14 protein-coding genes are annotated in these 15,790 nt (G+C 70.3%); 2 read left to right on the top strand and 12 right to left on the bottom strand.

Annotated features, from left to right (window positions below; all coding sequences use genetic code 11):
* Positions 1-13 precede the first annotated feature (13 nt).
* On the top strand, positions 14-985 hold the full coding sequence (locus ACFYV1_RS28855) for an LLM class flavin-dependent oxidoreductase (protein WP_389398530.1): 972 nt from the start codon (positions 14-16) through the stop codon (positions 983-985).
* Positions 986-1,024: 39 nt separating this feature from the next.
* Here ACFYV1_RS28855 and ACFYV1_RS28850 read toward each other — a convergent pair whose 3' ends face one another.
* From ACFYV1_RS28850 to ACFYV1_RS28835, 4 genes are all read right to left on the bottom strand, one after another.
* Entirely contained in the window at positions 1,025-2,446 is a 1,422-nt protein-coding gene (locus ACFYV1_RS28850; protein WP_389398529.1) for a sugar porter family MFS transporter, read from the bottom strand.
* Positions 2,447-2,673: 227 nt separating this feature from the next.
* Positions 2,674-6,285 (bottom strand): chromosome segregation protein SMC, encoded by a 3,612-nt coding sequence (gene smc, locus ACFYV1_RS28845; RefSeq protein WP_389398528.1) that lies wholly within the window; start codon positions 6,283-6,285, stop codon positions 2,674-2,676.
* A 218-nt stretch (positions 6,286-6,503) separates the two neighbouring features.
* Positions 6,504-6,722 carry a hypothetical protein gene (locus ACFYV1_RS28840; protein ID WP_389398527.1) on the bottom strand — a complete coding sequence of 73 codons (219 nt, stop codon included), beginning with the start codon at positions 6,720-6,722 and terminating at the stop codon, positions 6,504-6,506.
* Between the two features lie 395 nt (positions 6,723-7,117).
* On the bottom strand, positions 7,118-7,399 hold the full coding sequence (locus ACFYV1_RS28835; protein ID WP_189473382.1) for an acylphosphatase: 282 nt from the start codon (positions 7,397-7,399) through the stop codon (positions 7,118-7,120).
* Between the two features lie 141 nt (positions 7,400-7,540).
* On the opposite strand from ACFYV1_RS28835, the gene ACFYV1_RS28830 reads away from it, so the two are divergent.
* Positions 7,541-8,362 carry a CAP domain-containing protein gene (locus ACFYV1_RS28830; RefSeq protein WP_389398526.1) on the top strand — a complete coding sequence of 274 codons (822 nt, stop codon included), beginning with the start codon at positions 7,541-7,543 and terminating at the stop codon, positions 8,360-8,362.
* A gap of 90 nt (positions 8,363-8,452) precedes the next feature.
* Here ACFYV1_RS28830 and mutM read toward each other — a convergent pair whose 3' ends face one another.
* The 8 genes from mutM to recG form a co-directional block, all read right to left on the bottom strand.
* Positions 8,453-9,313 (bottom strand): bifunctional DNA-formamidopyrimidine glycosylase/DNA-(apurinic or apyrimidinic site) lyase, encoded by an 861-nt coding sequence (gene mutM / locus ACFYV1_RS28825; protein WP_389398525.1) that lies wholly within the window; start codon positions 9,311-9,313, stop codon positions 8,453-8,455.
* Positions 9,314-9,462: 149 nt separating this feature from the next.
* On the bottom strand, positions 9,463-10,281 hold the full coding sequence (gene rnc, locus ACFYV1_RS28820; RefSeq protein WP_389398524.1) for a ribonuclease III: 819 nt from the start codon (positions 10,279-10,281) through the stop codon (positions 9,463-9,465).
* Positions 10,282-10,300: 19 nt separating this feature from the next.
* Positions 10,301-10,474, bottom strand: coding sequence for a 50S ribosomal protein L32 (gene rpmF / locus ACFYV1_RS28815; RefSeq protein WP_026165248.1), 174 nt, complete (start codon positions 10,472-10,474; stop codon positions 10,301-10,303).
* Between the two features lie 2 nt (positions 10,475-10,476).
* Complete coding sequence (locus ACFYV1_RS28810) at positions 10,477-11,082, bottom strand: YceD family protein (protein ID WP_389398523.1); 606 nt, start codon at positions 11,080-11,082, stop codon at positions 10,477-10,479.
* A 167-nt stretch (positions 11,083-11,249) separates the two neighbouring features.
* Positions 11,250-12,326, bottom strand: coding sequence for a cell division initiation protein (locus tag ACFYV1_RS28805; protein ID WP_389398522.1), 1,077 nt, complete (start codon positions 12,324-12,326; stop codon positions 11,250-11,252).
* 107 nt (positions 12,327-12,433) lie between these two features.
* Positions 12,434-12,916, bottom strand: coding sequence for a pantetheine-phosphate adenylyltransferase (gene coaD, locus ACFYV1_RS28800; protein ID WP_389398654.1), 483 nt, complete (start codon positions 12,914-12,916; stop codon positions 12,434-12,436).
* A gap of 26 nt (positions 12,917-12,942) precedes the next feature.
* A complete protein-coding gene (rsmD, locus tag ACFYV1_RS28795) occupies positions 12,943-13,527 on the bottom strand; it encodes a 16S rRNA (guanine(966)-N(2))-methyltransferase RsmD (RefSeq protein WP_389398521.1) in 585 nt (194 codons plus the stop codon).
* A gap of 53 nt (positions 13,528-13,580) precedes the next feature.
* Positions 13,581-15,770, bottom strand: a complete 2,190-nt coding sequence (recG, locus tag ACFYV1_RS28790; protein ID WP_389398520.1) for an ATP-dependent DNA helicase RecG — start codon at positions 15,768-15,770, stop codon at positions 13,581-13,583.
* Positions 15,771-15,790: the final 20 nt, after the last annotated feature.

Here is a 15,790-nt window from a genome sequence, read left to right as displayed (position 1 = left end):
AGGGGGACTTCCCATGGCTTTGACGGTGGCCCGCTTCAACATGGTCGATCCGGCCGCGACACCGGAGACACTCGCGGCGCGCTACCGCGCGGCCCTGGAGATGGCCGTGTACGCCGACGACCGCGGCGTCGACACGGTCCAGACCGAGGAACACCACGGCGTGGACGACAACTGGCTGCCGTCCCCCCTGACCTTCGCGGGCGCCGTTCTCGGCGCCACCCGCCGTATCGCCGTCACCGTGTCCGCGATCATCGGCCCGCTGCACGATCCGCTCCGGCTGGCGGAGGACATCGCCGTACTGGACCTGATCGGCAGGGGCCGCCTGGTGACCGTGGCGGGCATCGGCTACCGGCCGCGGGAGTACGAGCAGCTGGGCGTGGAGTGGCACCGGCGCGGAGCGCTGCAGGACGAGCTTCTGGAGACGCTGCTGGCCGCGTGGACCGGCGAGAGCTTCAGCTTCCGCGGCCGTACCGTGCGGGTCACTCCGCGGCCGTACACCCGCCCGCATCCGATGCTGCTCGTCGGCGGGTCCTCGCGCGCGGCGGCCCGCAGGGCGGCGCGCCTCGGGCTGCCGTTCTTCCCCAGCGCCCATCTGCCGGAGCTGGAGGCGTACTACAACGAGCGGCGGGCCGAGTACGGATCGGACGGCTTCTGCATGATGCCGGCGGAGAAGACGCCGCTGCTGCACCTCTCGGAGGACCCCGACCGCGCGTGGGCGCTGTACGGCGGGCACTTCCTGCACGAGGCCCGGACCTACGCCTCCTGGCAGTCGCGGGACATCCGTTCCGCGGTGCGTTCGGCGGCCGGGACGGTCGAGGAGCTGCGGAACGAGGGCGTCTACCGGATCGTGACTCCCGACGAGTGCGTGGGACTCGGCGCCGAGAGCCTGGTGCTGCACCCGCTGTGCGGCGGTATGCCGGTGGACGAGGGATGGCGCAGCCTGCAGCTGCTGTGCGAACACGTACTGCCCCGGCTCACGCGCTGAGCCGGGGCAGTTCCGTGACGAGGAGAGGGGCAGCGGGGATTAGCCCATCTCCTCCAACGCCTTGCCCTTCGTCTCCTTGACGTACTTCAGTACGAAGGGGATCGAGAGCACGGCGAAGACCGTGTAGATCACGTAGGTGCCGGAGAGGTTCCAGTCCGCGAGGCTCGGGAAGCTGGCGGTGATGGCCCAGTTGGCGATCCACTGCGCGGACGCGGCGACGCCGAGGGCGGCGGCACGGATCCGGTTCGGGAACATCTCGCCGAGGAAGACCCAGACGACGACGCCCCACGAGAGTGCGAAGAAGAGGACGAAGACGTGGGCGGCGATCAGCGCCACGACGCCCTGGGTCTCCGGCAGTTTGCCGCCGACGAGGTCGGCGGAGAAGGCCCAGGCCTCCAGAGCCAGCGCGATCGCCATACCGGCGGACCCGATGAGAGCGAGCGGCCGGCGGCCGATCCGGTCGACGAGCACCATCGCGATCACGGTTCCGACGATGTTGATGATCGACGTGGTGAACGAGTAGAAGAACGAGCTCGACGGGTCGACGCCCACGGACTGCCACAGGGTGGCCGAGTAGTAGAAGGCTACGTTGATGCCGACGAGCTGCTGGAAGACCGAGAGGCCGATGCCGACCCAGACGATGGGCAGGAATCCGAAACGGCTGCCGAGCAGGTCCTTGAAGGTGGACTTGTGCTCGCGGTGCATCGCGTGGTCGATCTCGGCGATGCGCGCGTCGAGATCGACGCCCTTGCCCTCGACCTCGGACAGGACCTGCTTCGCCTTGTCGACCTTGCCCACCGAGATGAGGAAACGGGGCGACTCGGGGATCGCGAACGACAGCAGCCCGTAGAGCACGGCCGGGACGACCATCACTCCGAGCATCCACTGCCAGGCCTCGAGACCGGCGATCTCACCGCGCTGCTTGCCGTCGGCGAGCTGCAGGATGCCGTAGTTCACCAGCTGGGAGACGGCGATGCCGATGACGATGGCTGCCTGCTGGAAGGAGGCGAGCCGGCCGCGGTAGGCGGGCGGGGACACCTCGGCGATGTAGGCGGGACCGATCACGGAGGCCATGCCGATGGCGAAGCCGCCGATGATCCGCCACATGGCGAGGTCCCAGAGCGCGAACGGGACCGCGGAGCCGACGGCGCTGACCGTGAAGAGGAGGGCCGCGATCTGCATGCAGCGGATGCGTCCGATGCGGTCGGCGATCCGGCCGGCGGTGGCCGCGCCGACGGCGCAGCCGATCAGGGCGATGGCGATGACCTGGGCAAGGGTTCCGGAGCCGATGTCGTAACGGTCCCGGATCGCCTCGACGGCACCGTTGATCACAGAGCTGTCGTAACCGAAGAGGAAGCCGCCCATCGCGGCGGCGGCCGTGATGAAGATGACATGCCCGAGGTGGTCGGGGTGGGCCGACCGGGCTCCCGATGCCGGTGGCGGCTGCGCAGTGCTGGTCACGTGTACTCCTGGGGGCGTCCGGCAGCGTCGCCGGGCGTGGGGGGCGAGCCCTTCAAGTGGCGCACAGGTTCGCGAGGCGCACCACTTGAAGGTAAAAGCAACGCTGCAGAGACTATGCCTTCAAGTTTCGAAGTCAAGACCCTGCCTGAAATCGGCAGTGACGGACAGCGCGTCACATTGACTTCAAGTGTTGAAGAGTTTGTGTCGGTCGACTGGCCCGCGAAAGGTCAGCGGAGTCGCTGACTGATGACCTTGGAGACGCCGTCGCCCTGCATCGAGACGCCGTACAGAGCGTCCGCGACCTCCATGGTCCGCTTCTGGTGCGTGATCACGATCAGCTGGGAACTCTCCTGAAGCTCCTGCATGATCCGGATCAGCCGCTGGAGGTTCGTGTCGTCGAGGGCCGCCTCGACCTCGTCCATCACATAGAACGGACTGGGCCGCGCCTTGAAGATCGACACCAGCATCGCCACGGCCGTCAGTGAACGCTCCCCACCCGACAGCAGCGAGAGCCTCTTGACCTTCTTGCCGGGCGGCCGCGCCTCCACGTCCACGCCCGTGGTGAGCATGTTGTCGGGGTCGGTCAGCACGAGTCGTCCCTCACCGCCGGGGAAGAGCCGGGAGAAGACCCCCTCGAACTCGCGGGCGGTGTCCCGGTACGCCTCGGTGAAGACCTGCTCGACCCGCTCGTCCACCTCCTTCACCACCTGAAGCAGATCGGCACGGGTCTTCTTCAGGTCCTCGAGCTGCTCCGACAGGAACTGGTGACGCTCCTCCAGCGCCGCGAACTCCTCCAGAGCGAGCGGATTCACCTTCCCGAGCTGCTGGTACGCCCGTTCGGCCGACTTCAGGCGCTTTTCCTGTTCCACCCGGACGAAACGCCGGGGCTGGTTACGAGGATGCTCCGGGTCCTCCGGCATCTCCTCGCCCTCCGCCGGTGGCGACGGGGGAACGAGCTGGTCGGGGCCGTACTCGGACACCAGCCCGGCCGGCTCCACGCCGAGCTCCTCCAGGGCCTTCGTCTCCAGCTGCTCGATCCTCAGCCGCTTCTCCGCGCCCAGTACCTCGCCGCGGTGCACCGAGTCGGTCAGCTTGTCGAGCTCGCCCTTCAGGTCACGTCCGGTCCCGCGCGCGACGATCAGCTCCTGCTCGCGCTCTCCCTTGGCCGACTCGGCCGCGGCCCGCTCCGCCTCCGCCCGCACCAGCGACACCTCGACGTGGGCCAGCAACTGGCGGGCACCGGCGGCGACGGCCGCCGCGACCTCGGCCTCGTGACGCATCCTGGCGCGCCGCTGCTCCGCGCGCTCCCGCGCCTCACGCTCGGCACGCGCCCCCCGGTCGAGCGCGTCCGCACGCCCCGAGAGCCCCTTGACCCGCTCCTCGTGCGTACGGACCTGTAGGCGAGCCTCCATCTCCGTCTGCCGGGCGTTGGCACCGTCGGCGGCCAGCCGGTCGCGCACATGGGTGTCGGGCTCCTCCTCCGCCGGAGCCTCCTCGGCGACGAGCAGCCGCTCGGCCAGTTCCTCCGCCTCCTCGGTCGCCCGCTCCAGGGCCTCCTGCGCCCGGGCGGCGGCCGCTGCGGTCCGCTCGGCCTCGCCCGCCGCGCCCTTCGCCTGACCGGAGAGCCTGCCCAGCCGGCCGGAGACGGCGGACTTCTCCCGGTCGGCGGCGCGCCGCCGCTCCCCCAGCTCCTCGACGAGCGCGGCGCATTCGGAACGCAGAGCCGTGGCCCGCTGCTGGGCGGCGGCCAGTTCGTCGCACCGCCCGGCCAGCTCCTCCAGTTCGGCCGCCGCCTCGTCGACGGACGCCTGCACCTCGAGCAGGCTCGGAGCACCGGCGGACCCACCCTGCGCGAAGTGAGCCCCGAGCACGTCCCCCTCCGCCGTCACCGCGGTGAGGCCGGGGCGCGCGTACACCAGATCCTCGGCGTCCTCCAGCGTCCCCACGACGACCACGCGGGCCAGCAGCCGGCGCACGGCGGGCATCAGCTCCGCGGGCCCGCGGATGAGCCCTCCCGCGTCGACGCCGGGCCCGGTGCCCACCCCTCCCGCGTCGATGCCGGGCCCGGTGCCCGGTCCGACGGCGGCCGGCGAGGCGGTGTCCTCGACGTCGCCCGGGGCTGCGGACGCGAGGATCAGGGCCGCACGACCGGCGTCCTGCTTACGCAGGAGGCGGATCGCCTCCGCCGCCGTGGCCGGGTCCGCGACCGCCACCGCGTCCGCCGCCGCGCCCAGCGCCGCTGCCACCGGGACCTCGTATCCGGGTGTCACCGTGAGCAGTTCCGCGGCCGGGCCGAGCAGCCCGGCAAGGCGGTCCCCGGCTCCGAGCAGTGCCCCGGTCCCGTCCTTGCGCCGCAGACCCAGCGCCAGCGCTTCGCGGCGGGCGGCCACCGCGGCGCGCTTGCGCTCGGCCGCCGTGAGCGCCTCACGGGCCCCGCTCAGCGTGGCCTCCGCGTCGGCCAGTTCACGCTTCGCCGCCTCGTGCCGGCCCGCGAGTTCCGAGTCGTCGGCGTCCAGCGCGTCGACCTCGCCCTTGAGCTCTTCGTACTCCTCCTGCGCGGCCACGGCCCGCTCCCTGGCCTCGTCGCGGGCGGCGGCCAGCCGGTCGATCTCGGCCTGGGCCGACGCGGCGCGTGAACGGGCCGCGTTGACCTGCCCGTTCAACCGGGCGAGTCCTTCGCGGCGGTCGGCGATGGCGCGTGCCACGTCCTTGAGCCGCCGCTCCTCGACGACCAGCTCACGCTCCAGTTCGGCGCGGTGGGCGACGGTGTCCTCGAGGGCCCGTTCCGCCGACTCCAGCGCGGCTTCCAGCTCCGCCTCCTGTTCGCGGATGCGGGCCGCCTCACGCTCCATGTCCTCCGGATCGCGGCCGCGGCGCTCCTCCACGGGCTGCGCGGTCGCGCTCTTCACGCGGGCGTCGGCCAGTGAGACGGTGCCGCGCACCCGCTCGGCGAGCTGGGACAGTTCGTACCAGCTCTGCTGCGCGTGCCGCAGCCGGGGCGCGAGCCGGCGCACCTCGTCCTCCAGGTCCGCCTCACGGGTCAGGGCCGCCTTGAGCTCCGACTCCGCCGCCTCCTTGCGCTGCTTGAGCGCGGCCTCGTCGGCGACCTCGTCACGCAGCGCGTTCCGCATCCGTACGAGATCGTCGGCGAGCAGCCGCAGCCGGGCGTCGCGCAGATCGGCCTGGATGACGGCGGCCCGTCTGGCAACCGCCGCCTGTCTGCCGAGCGGCTTGAGCTGGCGGCGCAGTTCGTCCGTGAGGTCCTGCACGCGGGCCAGGTTGGCCTGCATCGCGTCCAGCTTCCGCAGCGCCTTCTCCTTGCGCTTGCGGTGCTTCAGGACACCGGCGGCCTCCTCGATGAAGGCCCGGCGCCCCATGGGATCGGCGTGCAGCACGGAGTCGAGCCGGCCCTGCCCGACGATGACGTGCATCTCGCGGCCGATTCCCGAGTCGGACAGCAGTTCCTGGATGTCGAGCAGCCGGCAGGTGTCGCCGTTGATCTGGTACTCGCTGCCGCCGTTGCGGAACATGATCCGCGTGATGGTGACCTCGGCGTACTCGATGGGCAGGGCGCCGTCGGAGTTGTCGATGGTCAGCGACACCTCCGCGCGGCCGAGCGGCGGGCGGCCGGTCGTCCCGGCGAAGATGACGTCCTCCATCTTCCCGCCGCGCAGCGACTTGGCGCCCTGCTCGCCCATGACCCAGGAAAGAGCGTCCACGACATTGGACTTGCCCGAGCCGTTGGGGCCCACGACGCATGTGATGCCGGGCTCGAACCGCAGGGTGGTGGCCGAGGCGAACGACTTGAAACCGCGCAGGGTCATGGCCTTGAGGTGCACGCCGCCGGACTCTACCTTTCACTCGCGGTTTCACCGATGAAGGTGCAGGGCACATCAGACGTTAAAGAAGGCTTCGGCACACGGGGGCGAGGTACGGGTCAGGGGTCGACGCAGAAGGATCCGCGGAAGGACCCACGGGACGAGGCGGAAAAGAAAGAAGGGACGCCGAGGCGTCCCTTGCATATCTTGCTGCGCGATGACTCCGGCGGACGCCGTGCTCAGGTGAGCGCGGGCTCCGCCCGGGGTACGTCGATGTCGATGCCGTCGAGCAGCGACTCTCCGGGGTGCTGAGCGACGGCAGCGTTGAGCGCGTCATTCTCGGACTGAATCCGTACAAGCTCGGATTCGAGGTCCTGGACGCGCTGCTGAAGCCGTCGCATCTCGGCGAGGAGTCGCGGGTCGGAACCGCCGACGTAACCGAGAAGCGCCTTTGCCATGATGGATGGTCCTCCACACTGAGTGACCGACCGAAGCGGTGTGGGTCGTGAGGGATTCGCACCCGCGGTGCTCGGCAGTCTTCGTTGTACTGCTTGCCGTGCTGCGGTTCTTAACTGCCGAACAGCTGAGGTGCGCGGGGCTTCCAGAGTCTCACCAAAAAGTTTGACGGTCAACACGATCACGCCCCGTATCGGCGGGCGGCCCGGGGGCATACGGCCGCTGAAGAGTGCGGCGGTGCCTGACCTGCGGGGCCCTGGGGGCGTGTCGATCATCTTTCCTCGCGCAGCCTGGCACGGCAAGCCCTTCTTGGCAACCACCAGGCCGTTTCTACCGACGGCAGGTGCCACGGACACCCTTCGCGAGGCGCCCGGAACGGCTCACGGCACCGTGTCCGTCACCGGATGGCGAAGTCCGGGTAACCGCCCCTGGGCGTGTCCCAGATCTCAGTGACACCGTCGACGCGACCGGGTGTGTCGTCGGAGCGAAGCCACTCCAGCAAACGGTGGCAATTCTCACGTGATCCCTCTGCCACCACCTGGACCCTGCCGTCGTCAAGATTGAGGGCGAAGCCGGTGAGGCCTCCGATCTCCAGAGCGTTTGCCCTGGTGAACCAGCGGAAGCCCACTCCCTGTACTCGGCCGCGTACCCAGGCGGTCAGCCGTGCGGTGTCGTTCATGGCTGCACCGTAACCGGCCCATTGTTTTCGCATCACCTCGGCCCCCGGGCCGCATGGCGTACAGTCCGGACGCAATCAAACCTCACTCGTACGGGTGAGGTCCGTTGACGCTCGACGTCGCGCATCAGGAAGGGACAGCAGATGGGTCGCCATCGGAAGAAGCGGGCGGGTCTGCCCGTACGCACCGGGCTGCTCGGGGCTTCTGCCGCCATGGCCGTCGGCGCCGTGGCCGTCGCCGGCGGCATGCTGCCCGGCGGCGAGGACAAGTACACCGTGGGCGCGGGGTCCGACCTCCGTACCGAGATGCGCACCGAGGTGCCGTCGTGGTTGCAGGCACAGGGCGACGCGAGCCCCTCCGGTTCCCCGAGCCGTAGCGCGGCGCCGTCGAAGTCGGCCTCCCCGAAGCCGTCCAGCCCGAGCGGGAGCGCGAAGAAGTCCGAGTCCGCGAAGCCATCGGCGACTCCGTCCAAGGAGACGAAGACCCCGGAGGCGAGGAAGAAGACCTCGTCGCCGACCCGCGAGGCGATACCCACGCCGGAGCGCACGACAGTGCCGACGCGGCCCTCGGCTCCGGCAACCTCCGCGGCCGCCTCCGCGGAGGCGGCGGTGATCGACCTGGTCAACGAGGAGCGCGCGAACGTCGGCTGCAGCCCGCTCAAGGCCAGCGGCGAGCTGTCCGACCTGGCCCGCGCGCACAGCAGGGACATGGCGGAGCGCAACTTCTTCGACCACACCAACCCCGACGGCGAGACGCCGTGGGACCGTGCGGAGAAGGCCGGCGTCAGTGGCCTCGGCGGCGAGAACATAGCCCGCGGCCAGGCCGACGCCCAGGCGGTCATGAACTCCTGGATGAACAGCGAGGGCCACCGCGCGAACATCCTGAACTGCGACTTCACGACGCTGGGAGTCGGCGTCCACATGGGCGACGGCGGCCCTTGGTGGACACAGAACTTCGGCTACTGATCGGCTTCGCGTCCGATCCGTGCGATGCGTACGGGAGGGCCCGGGACACCTGAGGTGTCCGGGGCCCTCCTGTCTGTCCGGCCTGTGGCGTCAGGAGACGGTGCGCGGGACGCGTTGGCAGCGGGGGCAGAAGTAGCTGGAGCGGTTCATCCAGGGGCGGCGGCGCATCGCGGTGCCGCAGCGCCGGCAGGGCTCGTCCTCTCGGCCGTAGGCGTCGAGGGAGCGGTCGAAGTAGCCGGACTCGCCGTTCACGTTGACGTACAGGCTGTCGAACGTGGTGCCGCCGACGGCGAGGGCTGCCGTCATCACCTCGCGGACGTGCCGGAGCAGTTCGGTGGAGCGAGGGCGGGTGAGTGTCGCGGTGGGCCGCTCGTAGTGGAGCCTGGCTCGCCACAGCGCCTCGTCCGCGTAGATGTTGCCGACGCCGCTGATCAGGGACTGGTCCAGCAGGGCGCGTTTGACCGTGGTGCGGCGGGCCCGCATGGCGGTGTGGAACGCCGCGTCGTCGAAGAGCGGGTCGAGCGGATCGCGGGCGATGTGGGCGAGGACGTCCGGCAGACCGTCCGGGGCGTTCTCGTGCAGGGAAAGGCCGCCGAAGGTGCGCTGGTCGACGAACCGCAGCTCGGTGCCAAGGGAGTCCGCGAAGCGTACGCGGACGCGCAGGTGCTTCTCGTCGGCCGCGTCCTGCGGCTGCACCAGGAGCTGGCCGCTCATGCCGAGGTGCCCGAGGACCGAGGTGTCCGTGTCCCGCAGTGGCAGCCACAGGTACTTGCCGCGGCGACATGCCTCGCCGAAGGTGCGGCCCCGCAGCCGTGCCGCGAAGTCCTCACCGCCGGCCAGGTGCCTGCGGACGGCGCGCGGGTGCAGCACCTGCACCTCCGCGATCGTGCGTCCGCTGACCCAGGTCTCCAGGCCACGGCGTACGACTTCGACCTCGGGCAGCTCGGGCACGGGTCTCCTTCTGCGACTCGCTCGGGTGACGACGCCCGCAGCGTACCGCCCGGTCAGGGGCCGCCGACGGGCGGGAACAGCCGTGAGGCCCCCCGCCCGAGGGGGGCGGGGGGCCTCACGGAACTGCTGTCGGTCGCGGAGCGCCGGACTCAGGCCGAGGCCCGGTCCGCCGGTGCCGGGGTGGAAGGGGTGTCGGCGGCCCCTTCGCCGGTGGTGGCACCGGTCTCTGCGGCCTCCTTGGCCGCAGCCGCGCGCTGGTCGGCGGCGGCACGGATCTCCCGCCAAGCCGACTCCGCGGCCTGCTGTTCCGCTTCCTTCTTGCTGCGGCCGGTGCCGGTGCCGTACGAGACACCACCGACGCGGGCGGCAGCAGTGAAGACCTTCTCGTGATCCGGCCCGGTCTCTGTGACCAGGTACTCCGGAACTCCGAGTCCCTCGGCCGCGGTCAGCTCCTGGAGACTGGTCTTCCAGTCCAGGCCGGCGCCGAGGTTCGAGGACTTCTCGATCAGCGGGTCGAAGAGCCGGTGCACCAGCTCGGACGCCGCCTCGAGACCCTGGTCGAGATAGACCGCGCCGATCACCGCTTCAAGGGTGTCGGCGAGGATGGATGCCTTGTCCCTGCCCCCCGTGCCCTCTTCGCCACGGCCGAGCCGGATGAAGGAGCCGAGTTCCAGCCCACGGCCGACCTCCGCCAGCGCACGCGAATTGACCACCGCGGCCCGCAGCTTGGCCAGTTGGCCTTCAGGCAGGTCGGGGTGGGTGCGGTACAGCGTGTCGGTGACCACCAGGCCGAGCACGGAGTCCCCGAGGAACTCGAGCCGCTCGTTGGTGGGCAGACCGCCGTTCTCGTACGCGTACGAACGGTGGGTCAGCGCGCGCACCAGAAGGGCGGACTCGAGGTGATACCCGAGCCGCCCTTCCAGAAGCGTGTGGGACGAGGCATTGTCCGTCTTGTTGGACTCAGACATTGCGCCTCTCACCAGCCGCTCAGACCTCGAGGACCTGGCGCTTGTTGTAGGTGCCGCAGCTGGGGCACGCGATGTGCTGCTGCTTCGGCTCCTGGCAACGCTCACACGAAACCAGGGTGGGGACCGCAGCCTTCCACTGCGACCGGCGGTGGCGCGTGTTGCTGCGCGACATCTTCCGCTTCGGAACAGCCACGGCTACTTCTCCTGCTTCTCGTCGACGCCCGCTTCGGCGCCGCCCATGTTGTCCTTCTCGCCGTCCTGAACGGTCTCGGCGAGTCCCTGCAGTGCCGCCCAACGGATGTCGACGGCGTCGTGGTGGTGGTCCGGGTTCTCGTCCAGCCTGACTCCGCACTCGGAGCACAGACCGGCACAGGTCTCCCGGCACACCGGCTGCATCGGCAGTGCGAGCACCACCGCATCACGCAGCACGGGTTCGAGGTCGAAAAGGCCGTCCTCGAGAAAGAGCCTGTCCTCGTCCTCTTCGTCGTCGTCAGGCTCCGCAGTGCGACTGCGGCTCCTGTCGTCGGCTTCGGGGTACGTGAACATCTCCTGGAAGTCCGCGGCGACCTCATGGCGCAGCGGCTCCAGACACCTTACGCACTCCCCCTCGGCGGCCGCACGGGCGGTGCCTGTGACAAGCACCCCTTCCATGACGGACTCGAGGCGGAGGTCCAGCTCCACGGGCGCGCCTTCCGGCACACCGATGACATCGGCGATGCCGAGGTCCTTGGGAGCGTCCACCGTGCGGGAGATCCGCTGGAGCGCACCGGGTCGCCGTCCCAGCTCGTGTGTGTCGAACACGAGGGGGTTGCGGTGGTCGAGGCGCGTGCTCAGGGGACTTCCTGCTTTCGGTTCGTGGGGAGGGCCGTCCCTGTCGCGGGGCGAAGCGGACAGCCGGGATCGCGGAACTACGCGCGACCGAAGAACCAGGGTACTTCAACAGCCGCGATAGACCCAATCCGGGCCTGTCAGCGCCCCTGCTCGTACCGCTTCAGCTGCTCCAGGTCGATCATGCTGGTGTCGAAGAGACTCGTCTCGTCGAGCGCCGCGGCCTGCTGGGCGTGCGGCTGGTGCTGCGCCTGGGGCTGGTGCTGCGGTTGCTGCGGCTGTTCGTAGGTGTACGCGTCCTGGTGACCGTACTGGCCGTAGACCTGCTCCTGGCCGCCGTAGCCCCCCGCGTACGGGTCGGGCTGCTGGTAGCCCGCGTACGCCTCCTGGGGCTGGTACGGGTACGGGTCGGGCTGGGCGGGGATCTGCGGCTCCGGCTGGGGCGGCCGGTAGGCGTACGTGTCCTGCTGCTCGCGCACGGGCGCCGGGTCGGCGAGTTCCGCGAGGCCGGCGAGGTAGTCGGCGTCGCTCGTGTGCTGGTGCCCGCCCGCGGCATCCTGGGCGGCCATGTGCGCGCCGAGGTCGTCCGTGGCGATGCGTCCGTGCAGCTTCTGACGGCCGCGGCCGACCGCGTCCAGCGTCTTGGAGAGCACGGCCTCGAAGGCTCCGAGCTTGGCGTCGACGTACTGGTCGGCCCGCTGGATGAGCGTCTGCGGGTCGTTGCTGTGCTCCGGCGCGTCCTCGTCGGCGTAGCCCTGCTCGTCGAGGCCGGGTCCCCGGCCGAGGAGCTTCTCGCGCCCGCGGTCGACGGAGCCGATGGTCTTGGTGAGGACGACCTCGAAGTTCGCGAGCTTGGAGTCGACGTAGTCGTCGGCCTCCGCGCGGATCTCCTCCGCCTCGCGGCGGGCCTCGGAGAGGATACGGTCGGCCTCGTCCTGGGACTGGCGGGCGACCTGGGTGTCGGAGATCAGAGAGCCGCGCTCGGCGTGGGCGGACTCGATGATCCGCTCGGCCTCCCGGCGGGCCTGCTCGACCATCTGCTCACGGCCGCCGATCAGCTCCTGGGCCTGGGCCAGGGAGCCGGGCAGCGCCTCGCGCACCTCCGCGAGCATGGCGAGCAGCTCGGCGCGGTTGACCACGCAGGACGCCGACATGGGCATGGAGCGGGCGTTCCCGACCGCTTCGACGATCTCGTCGAGCTTCTTCTGCACGTCCACCGTGGTTCGCCACTCTCTGCTGCGGATTGTCAGACGGACGGGGACGACTGTACGGGCAGTCCGTGACGGCCCGACACCGGGTGACGGATTGTCAGCTCCCCTGCGGGTCAGCCCTTCTCCGCGAGCCGTGCGACCAGTGCCCGGTGGACGGTGTCGGGCAGCAGGTGGGAGACGTCGCCGCCCCAGGCCGCGACCTCCTTGACCAGACTGGAGGAGAGGAAGCTGTAGGTCGGGTTGGTGGGCACGAACAGCGTCTCCACGCCCGAGAGGCCGTTGTTCATCTGGGCCATCTGCAGCTCGTAGTCGAAGTCGCTGACCGCCCGCAGCCCCTTCACGATGGCGGGGATGTCGCGCTCCTTGCAGAAGTCCACGAGGAGACCGTGGTGGGACTCCACCACGACGTTCCCGTAGTCACCGGTGACCTCGCGGATCATGGCGATCCGCTCGTCGACCGTGAACAGTCCCTGCTTGGACTTGTTGATCATCACCGCGACATGCACCACGTCGTACAGCTTGGAGGCGCGGGCGATGATGTCGAGGTGTCCGTTGGTGATGGGGTCGAACGACCCCGGACAGACTGCGCGGCGCAACTGAAGTCCCTCGCTCTCCGGTCCGGTCATGGTGCGTCTTCGCACGTAGAGGCGGCGCGACCGTACCAAAGCGTCCCCTCGCCGTAGCGACGGGCCCGCAGTGGCGTGAAGCCCTGTGGCCACGTGAATTCTCCGCCTCTGGTGCTGCGCTCCACGGTGACGAGCGCATCGTCGGCGAGCCAGCCCTGGAGGCGGAGTGTGAGCAGAATCTCGCGAAGATCGTCGTCGGTGACGGCGTACGGCGGGTCGAGGAAGACCACGTCGTAGGGGCTCTCGGGCGCCGGTCCCGTGACGATCTGTTCCGCTTTGCCGCCGCGGACGTCGGCGCCGGGCAGGCCGAGCGCCCGTACGTTCTCCCGTACGACGCGGGCCGCGCGGGCGTCCGCCTCGACCAGCAGCGCGTGGGCGGCGCCACGGGACAGCGCTTCCAGGCCGACGGCGCCCGAGCCCGCGTACAGATCGGCGATGCGGATGCCCTCGAGGGAGCCGAGCTGTGCCTCCCAGCTGGAGAACAGCCCTTCCCGGGCACGGTCGGACGTGGGGCGGGTGCCGGTGCCGGGCGGAACGGCGAGGCGGCGTCCGCCGGCGACGCCGGCGATCACGCGGGTCATGAAGGGCCTCTCTCGACGGGCTGACGCCCCCAGTGTCTCAGCCCCCCAGTGTCTCAGCCCTTGTCGAGGTACTGCTCCCGCTCCTTGTCCAGCAGGGCGTCCAGCGCCGTGCGCAGCTCCGGCAGACGCTCGAGCTCCGGGTCGGCGGCGACGATCGCGACCGCCTCCTCACGGGCCGCGGCGATGACCTCCTCGTCCTCGATGACGGCGAGCATCCGCAGGGAGGACCGCACTCCCGACTGCGCCTGGCCGAGCACATCGCCCTCACGGCGCTGCTCGAGGTCGATACGGGAGAGTTCGAAGCCGTCAAGCGTCGAGGCGACGGCGCCCAGGCGCTGACGGGCCGGGCTCGCCTCCGGCATCTCGGTGACCAGCAGGCACAGTCCGGCGGCACTGCCGCGGCCGACCCGGCCGCGCAGCTGGTGGAGCTGCGAGACGCCGAACCGGTCCGCGTCCATGATCACCATGGCGGTGGCGTTGGGGACGTTCACGCCGACCTCGATGACGGTGGTGGCGACCAGCACGTCGACCTCGCCGGCGGCGAAGCGGCGCATCACGTCGTCCTTGTCGTCGGGATGCATGCGTCCGTGCAGGACCTCGACCCGCAGGCCGGCCAGCGGGCCTGCGGCGAGCTGCTGCGCGACATCGAGGACCGCGAGCGGCGGGCGCTTCTCCGCCTCGTCCTCCGCCGACTTCTTCCTGGGCTTCTCGTCCTCCGCGTCACCGATGCGGGGGCACACCACATAGCCCTGGTGGCCGTTCTCCACCTCTTCGCGGACCCGCTCCCAGGCGCGGGCCAGGAAGTGCGGCTTGTCGGCGGCCGGCACCACATGGCTGGCGATCGGGGAGCGTCCGGCGGGCAGCTGGTCCAGGACGGACGTCTCCAGGTCGCCGAAGACGGTCATCGCGACCGTGCGCGGGATGGGCGTGGCGGTCATGACCAGCAGGTGCGGTGGCTGCTTCCCCTTCGAGCGCAGGGCGTCGCGCTGCTCCACGCCGAAGCGGTGCTGTTCGTCGACGACCACGAGGCCCAGGTCGTGGAACTGCACCTTGTCCTCGATCAGGGCGTGGGTGCCGATGACGATGCCCGCCTCGCCGGTCACCAGGTCGAGCAGCGCGTGGCGACGGGCCGCGGCCCCCATGGATCCGGTGAGCAGCACGACCTTGGTGCCCTGCTCGGAACCGCCCAGCATGCCCTTCTCGGCCAGCTCGCCCATCATCTCGGTGATGGAGCGGTGGTGCTGCTGGGCCAGGACCTCGGTGGGGGCCAGCATCGCCGCCTGGCCGCCCGCGTCGACGACGGCGAGCATCGCCCGCAGCGCGACCATCGTCTTACCGGAGCCCACCTCGCCCTGGAGGAGGCGGTGCATCGGGTGCTCGGTCGCCAGGTCGTCGAAGATCTCCTTGCTGACCGACTGCTGGCCTTCCGTGAGCGTGAAGGGCAGCTTCGCGTCGAAGGCGTCGAGAAGTCCGCCGGGGGCCGGCCTGCGGGCCACGGCGGGCAGTTGGGTGTCGGCGAACCTGCGGCGGGCGAGGGCGACCTGGAGGACGAACGCCTCGTCCCACTTGAGCCGCTCCCTGGCCTCCTCGACGTCGGCCCTGGTGCGCGGCCGGTGGATCTTGCGCAGGGCGTCCGGCAGGGCTGCCATGCCACGGCCTTCGCGCAGCGTCTTCGGCAACGGGTCCACGGCCTCCACTGCCCGGTCCAGCACCGCGTCGACCGCCTTGGAGATCTTCCAGGACTCCAGCTGCTTGCAGGCCGGGTAGATGGGGATGAGCCGGCCCGCGAACGCGTCCACGGCGTCGGCCGTGCTCGCGTCGCCGCTCAGCGGCTCGTACGCCGGGTGGGAGAGCTGGAGCTTGCGGTTGAAGACGCCCACCTTGCCGGCGAACATCGCACGGGTGCCCGGCAGCAGGTCCTTGTGCGGCTTGTGGACACCCTTGCCGAAGAAGACCAGCTGGAGCCGGCCGCTGCCGTCGGTGATCGTCACCTCCAGGCGCCTGCCGCGCCCCTGGTTGAAGGTGTGGACACGCGCGTCGGCGACCTGGGCCACCACGGTGACGTGCTCGTCCAGCGGCAGTTCGGACAGGGAGGTCAGCTCCCCGCGCTCCGCGTACCGCCGCGGGTAGTGGTGCAGCAGGTCACCGAGGGTGTGCAGGTCGAGATGCTCGGCCATCACCTTGGCGGTGGCGGCACCGAGCGTCTTCTTGAGGGGTTCGTCGAGCGCGGGCACGCTTTCCATTGCACACCACGCCACCGACA

It is taken from the genome of Streptomyces sp. NPDC003023 (genome assembly GCF_042888225.1).
Classification (GTDB): domain Bacteria; phylum Actinomycetota; class Actinomycetes; order Streptomycetales; family Streptomycetaceae; genus Streptomyces.
This window is presented reverse-complemented; position numbering and strand designations above follow the sequence as displayed.

Coding starts and splice junctions, on each gene's coding strand:
- ACFYV1_RS28855 (WP_389398530.1), top strand. CDS start 14: ATGGCTTTGACGGTGGCCCGCTTCAACATGGTCGATCCGGCCGCGACA.
- ACFYV1_RS28840 (WP_389398527.1), bottom strand. CDS start 6,722: ATGGCAAAGGCGCTTCTCGGTTACGTCGGCGGTTCCGACCCGCGACTC.
- ACFYV1_RS28835 (WP_189473382.1), bottom strand. CDS start 7,399: ATGAACGACACCGCACGGCTGACCGCCTGGGTACGCGGCCGAGTACAG.
- ACFYV1_RS28830 (WP_389398526.1), top strand. CDS start 7,541: ATGGGTCGCCATCGGAAGAAGCGGGCGGGTCTGCCCGTACGCACCGGG.
- rnc (WP_389398524.1), bottom strand. CDS start 10,281: ATGTCTGAGTCCAACAAGACGGACAATGCCTCGTCCCACACGCTTCTG.
- rsmD (WP_389398521.1), bottom strand. CDS start 13,527: ATGACCCGCGTGATCGCCGGCGTCGCCGGCGGACGCCGCCTCGCCGTT.
- recG (WP_389398520.1), bottom strand. CDS start 15,770: ATGGAAAGCGTGCCCGCGCTCGACGAACCCCTCAAGAAGACGCTCGGT.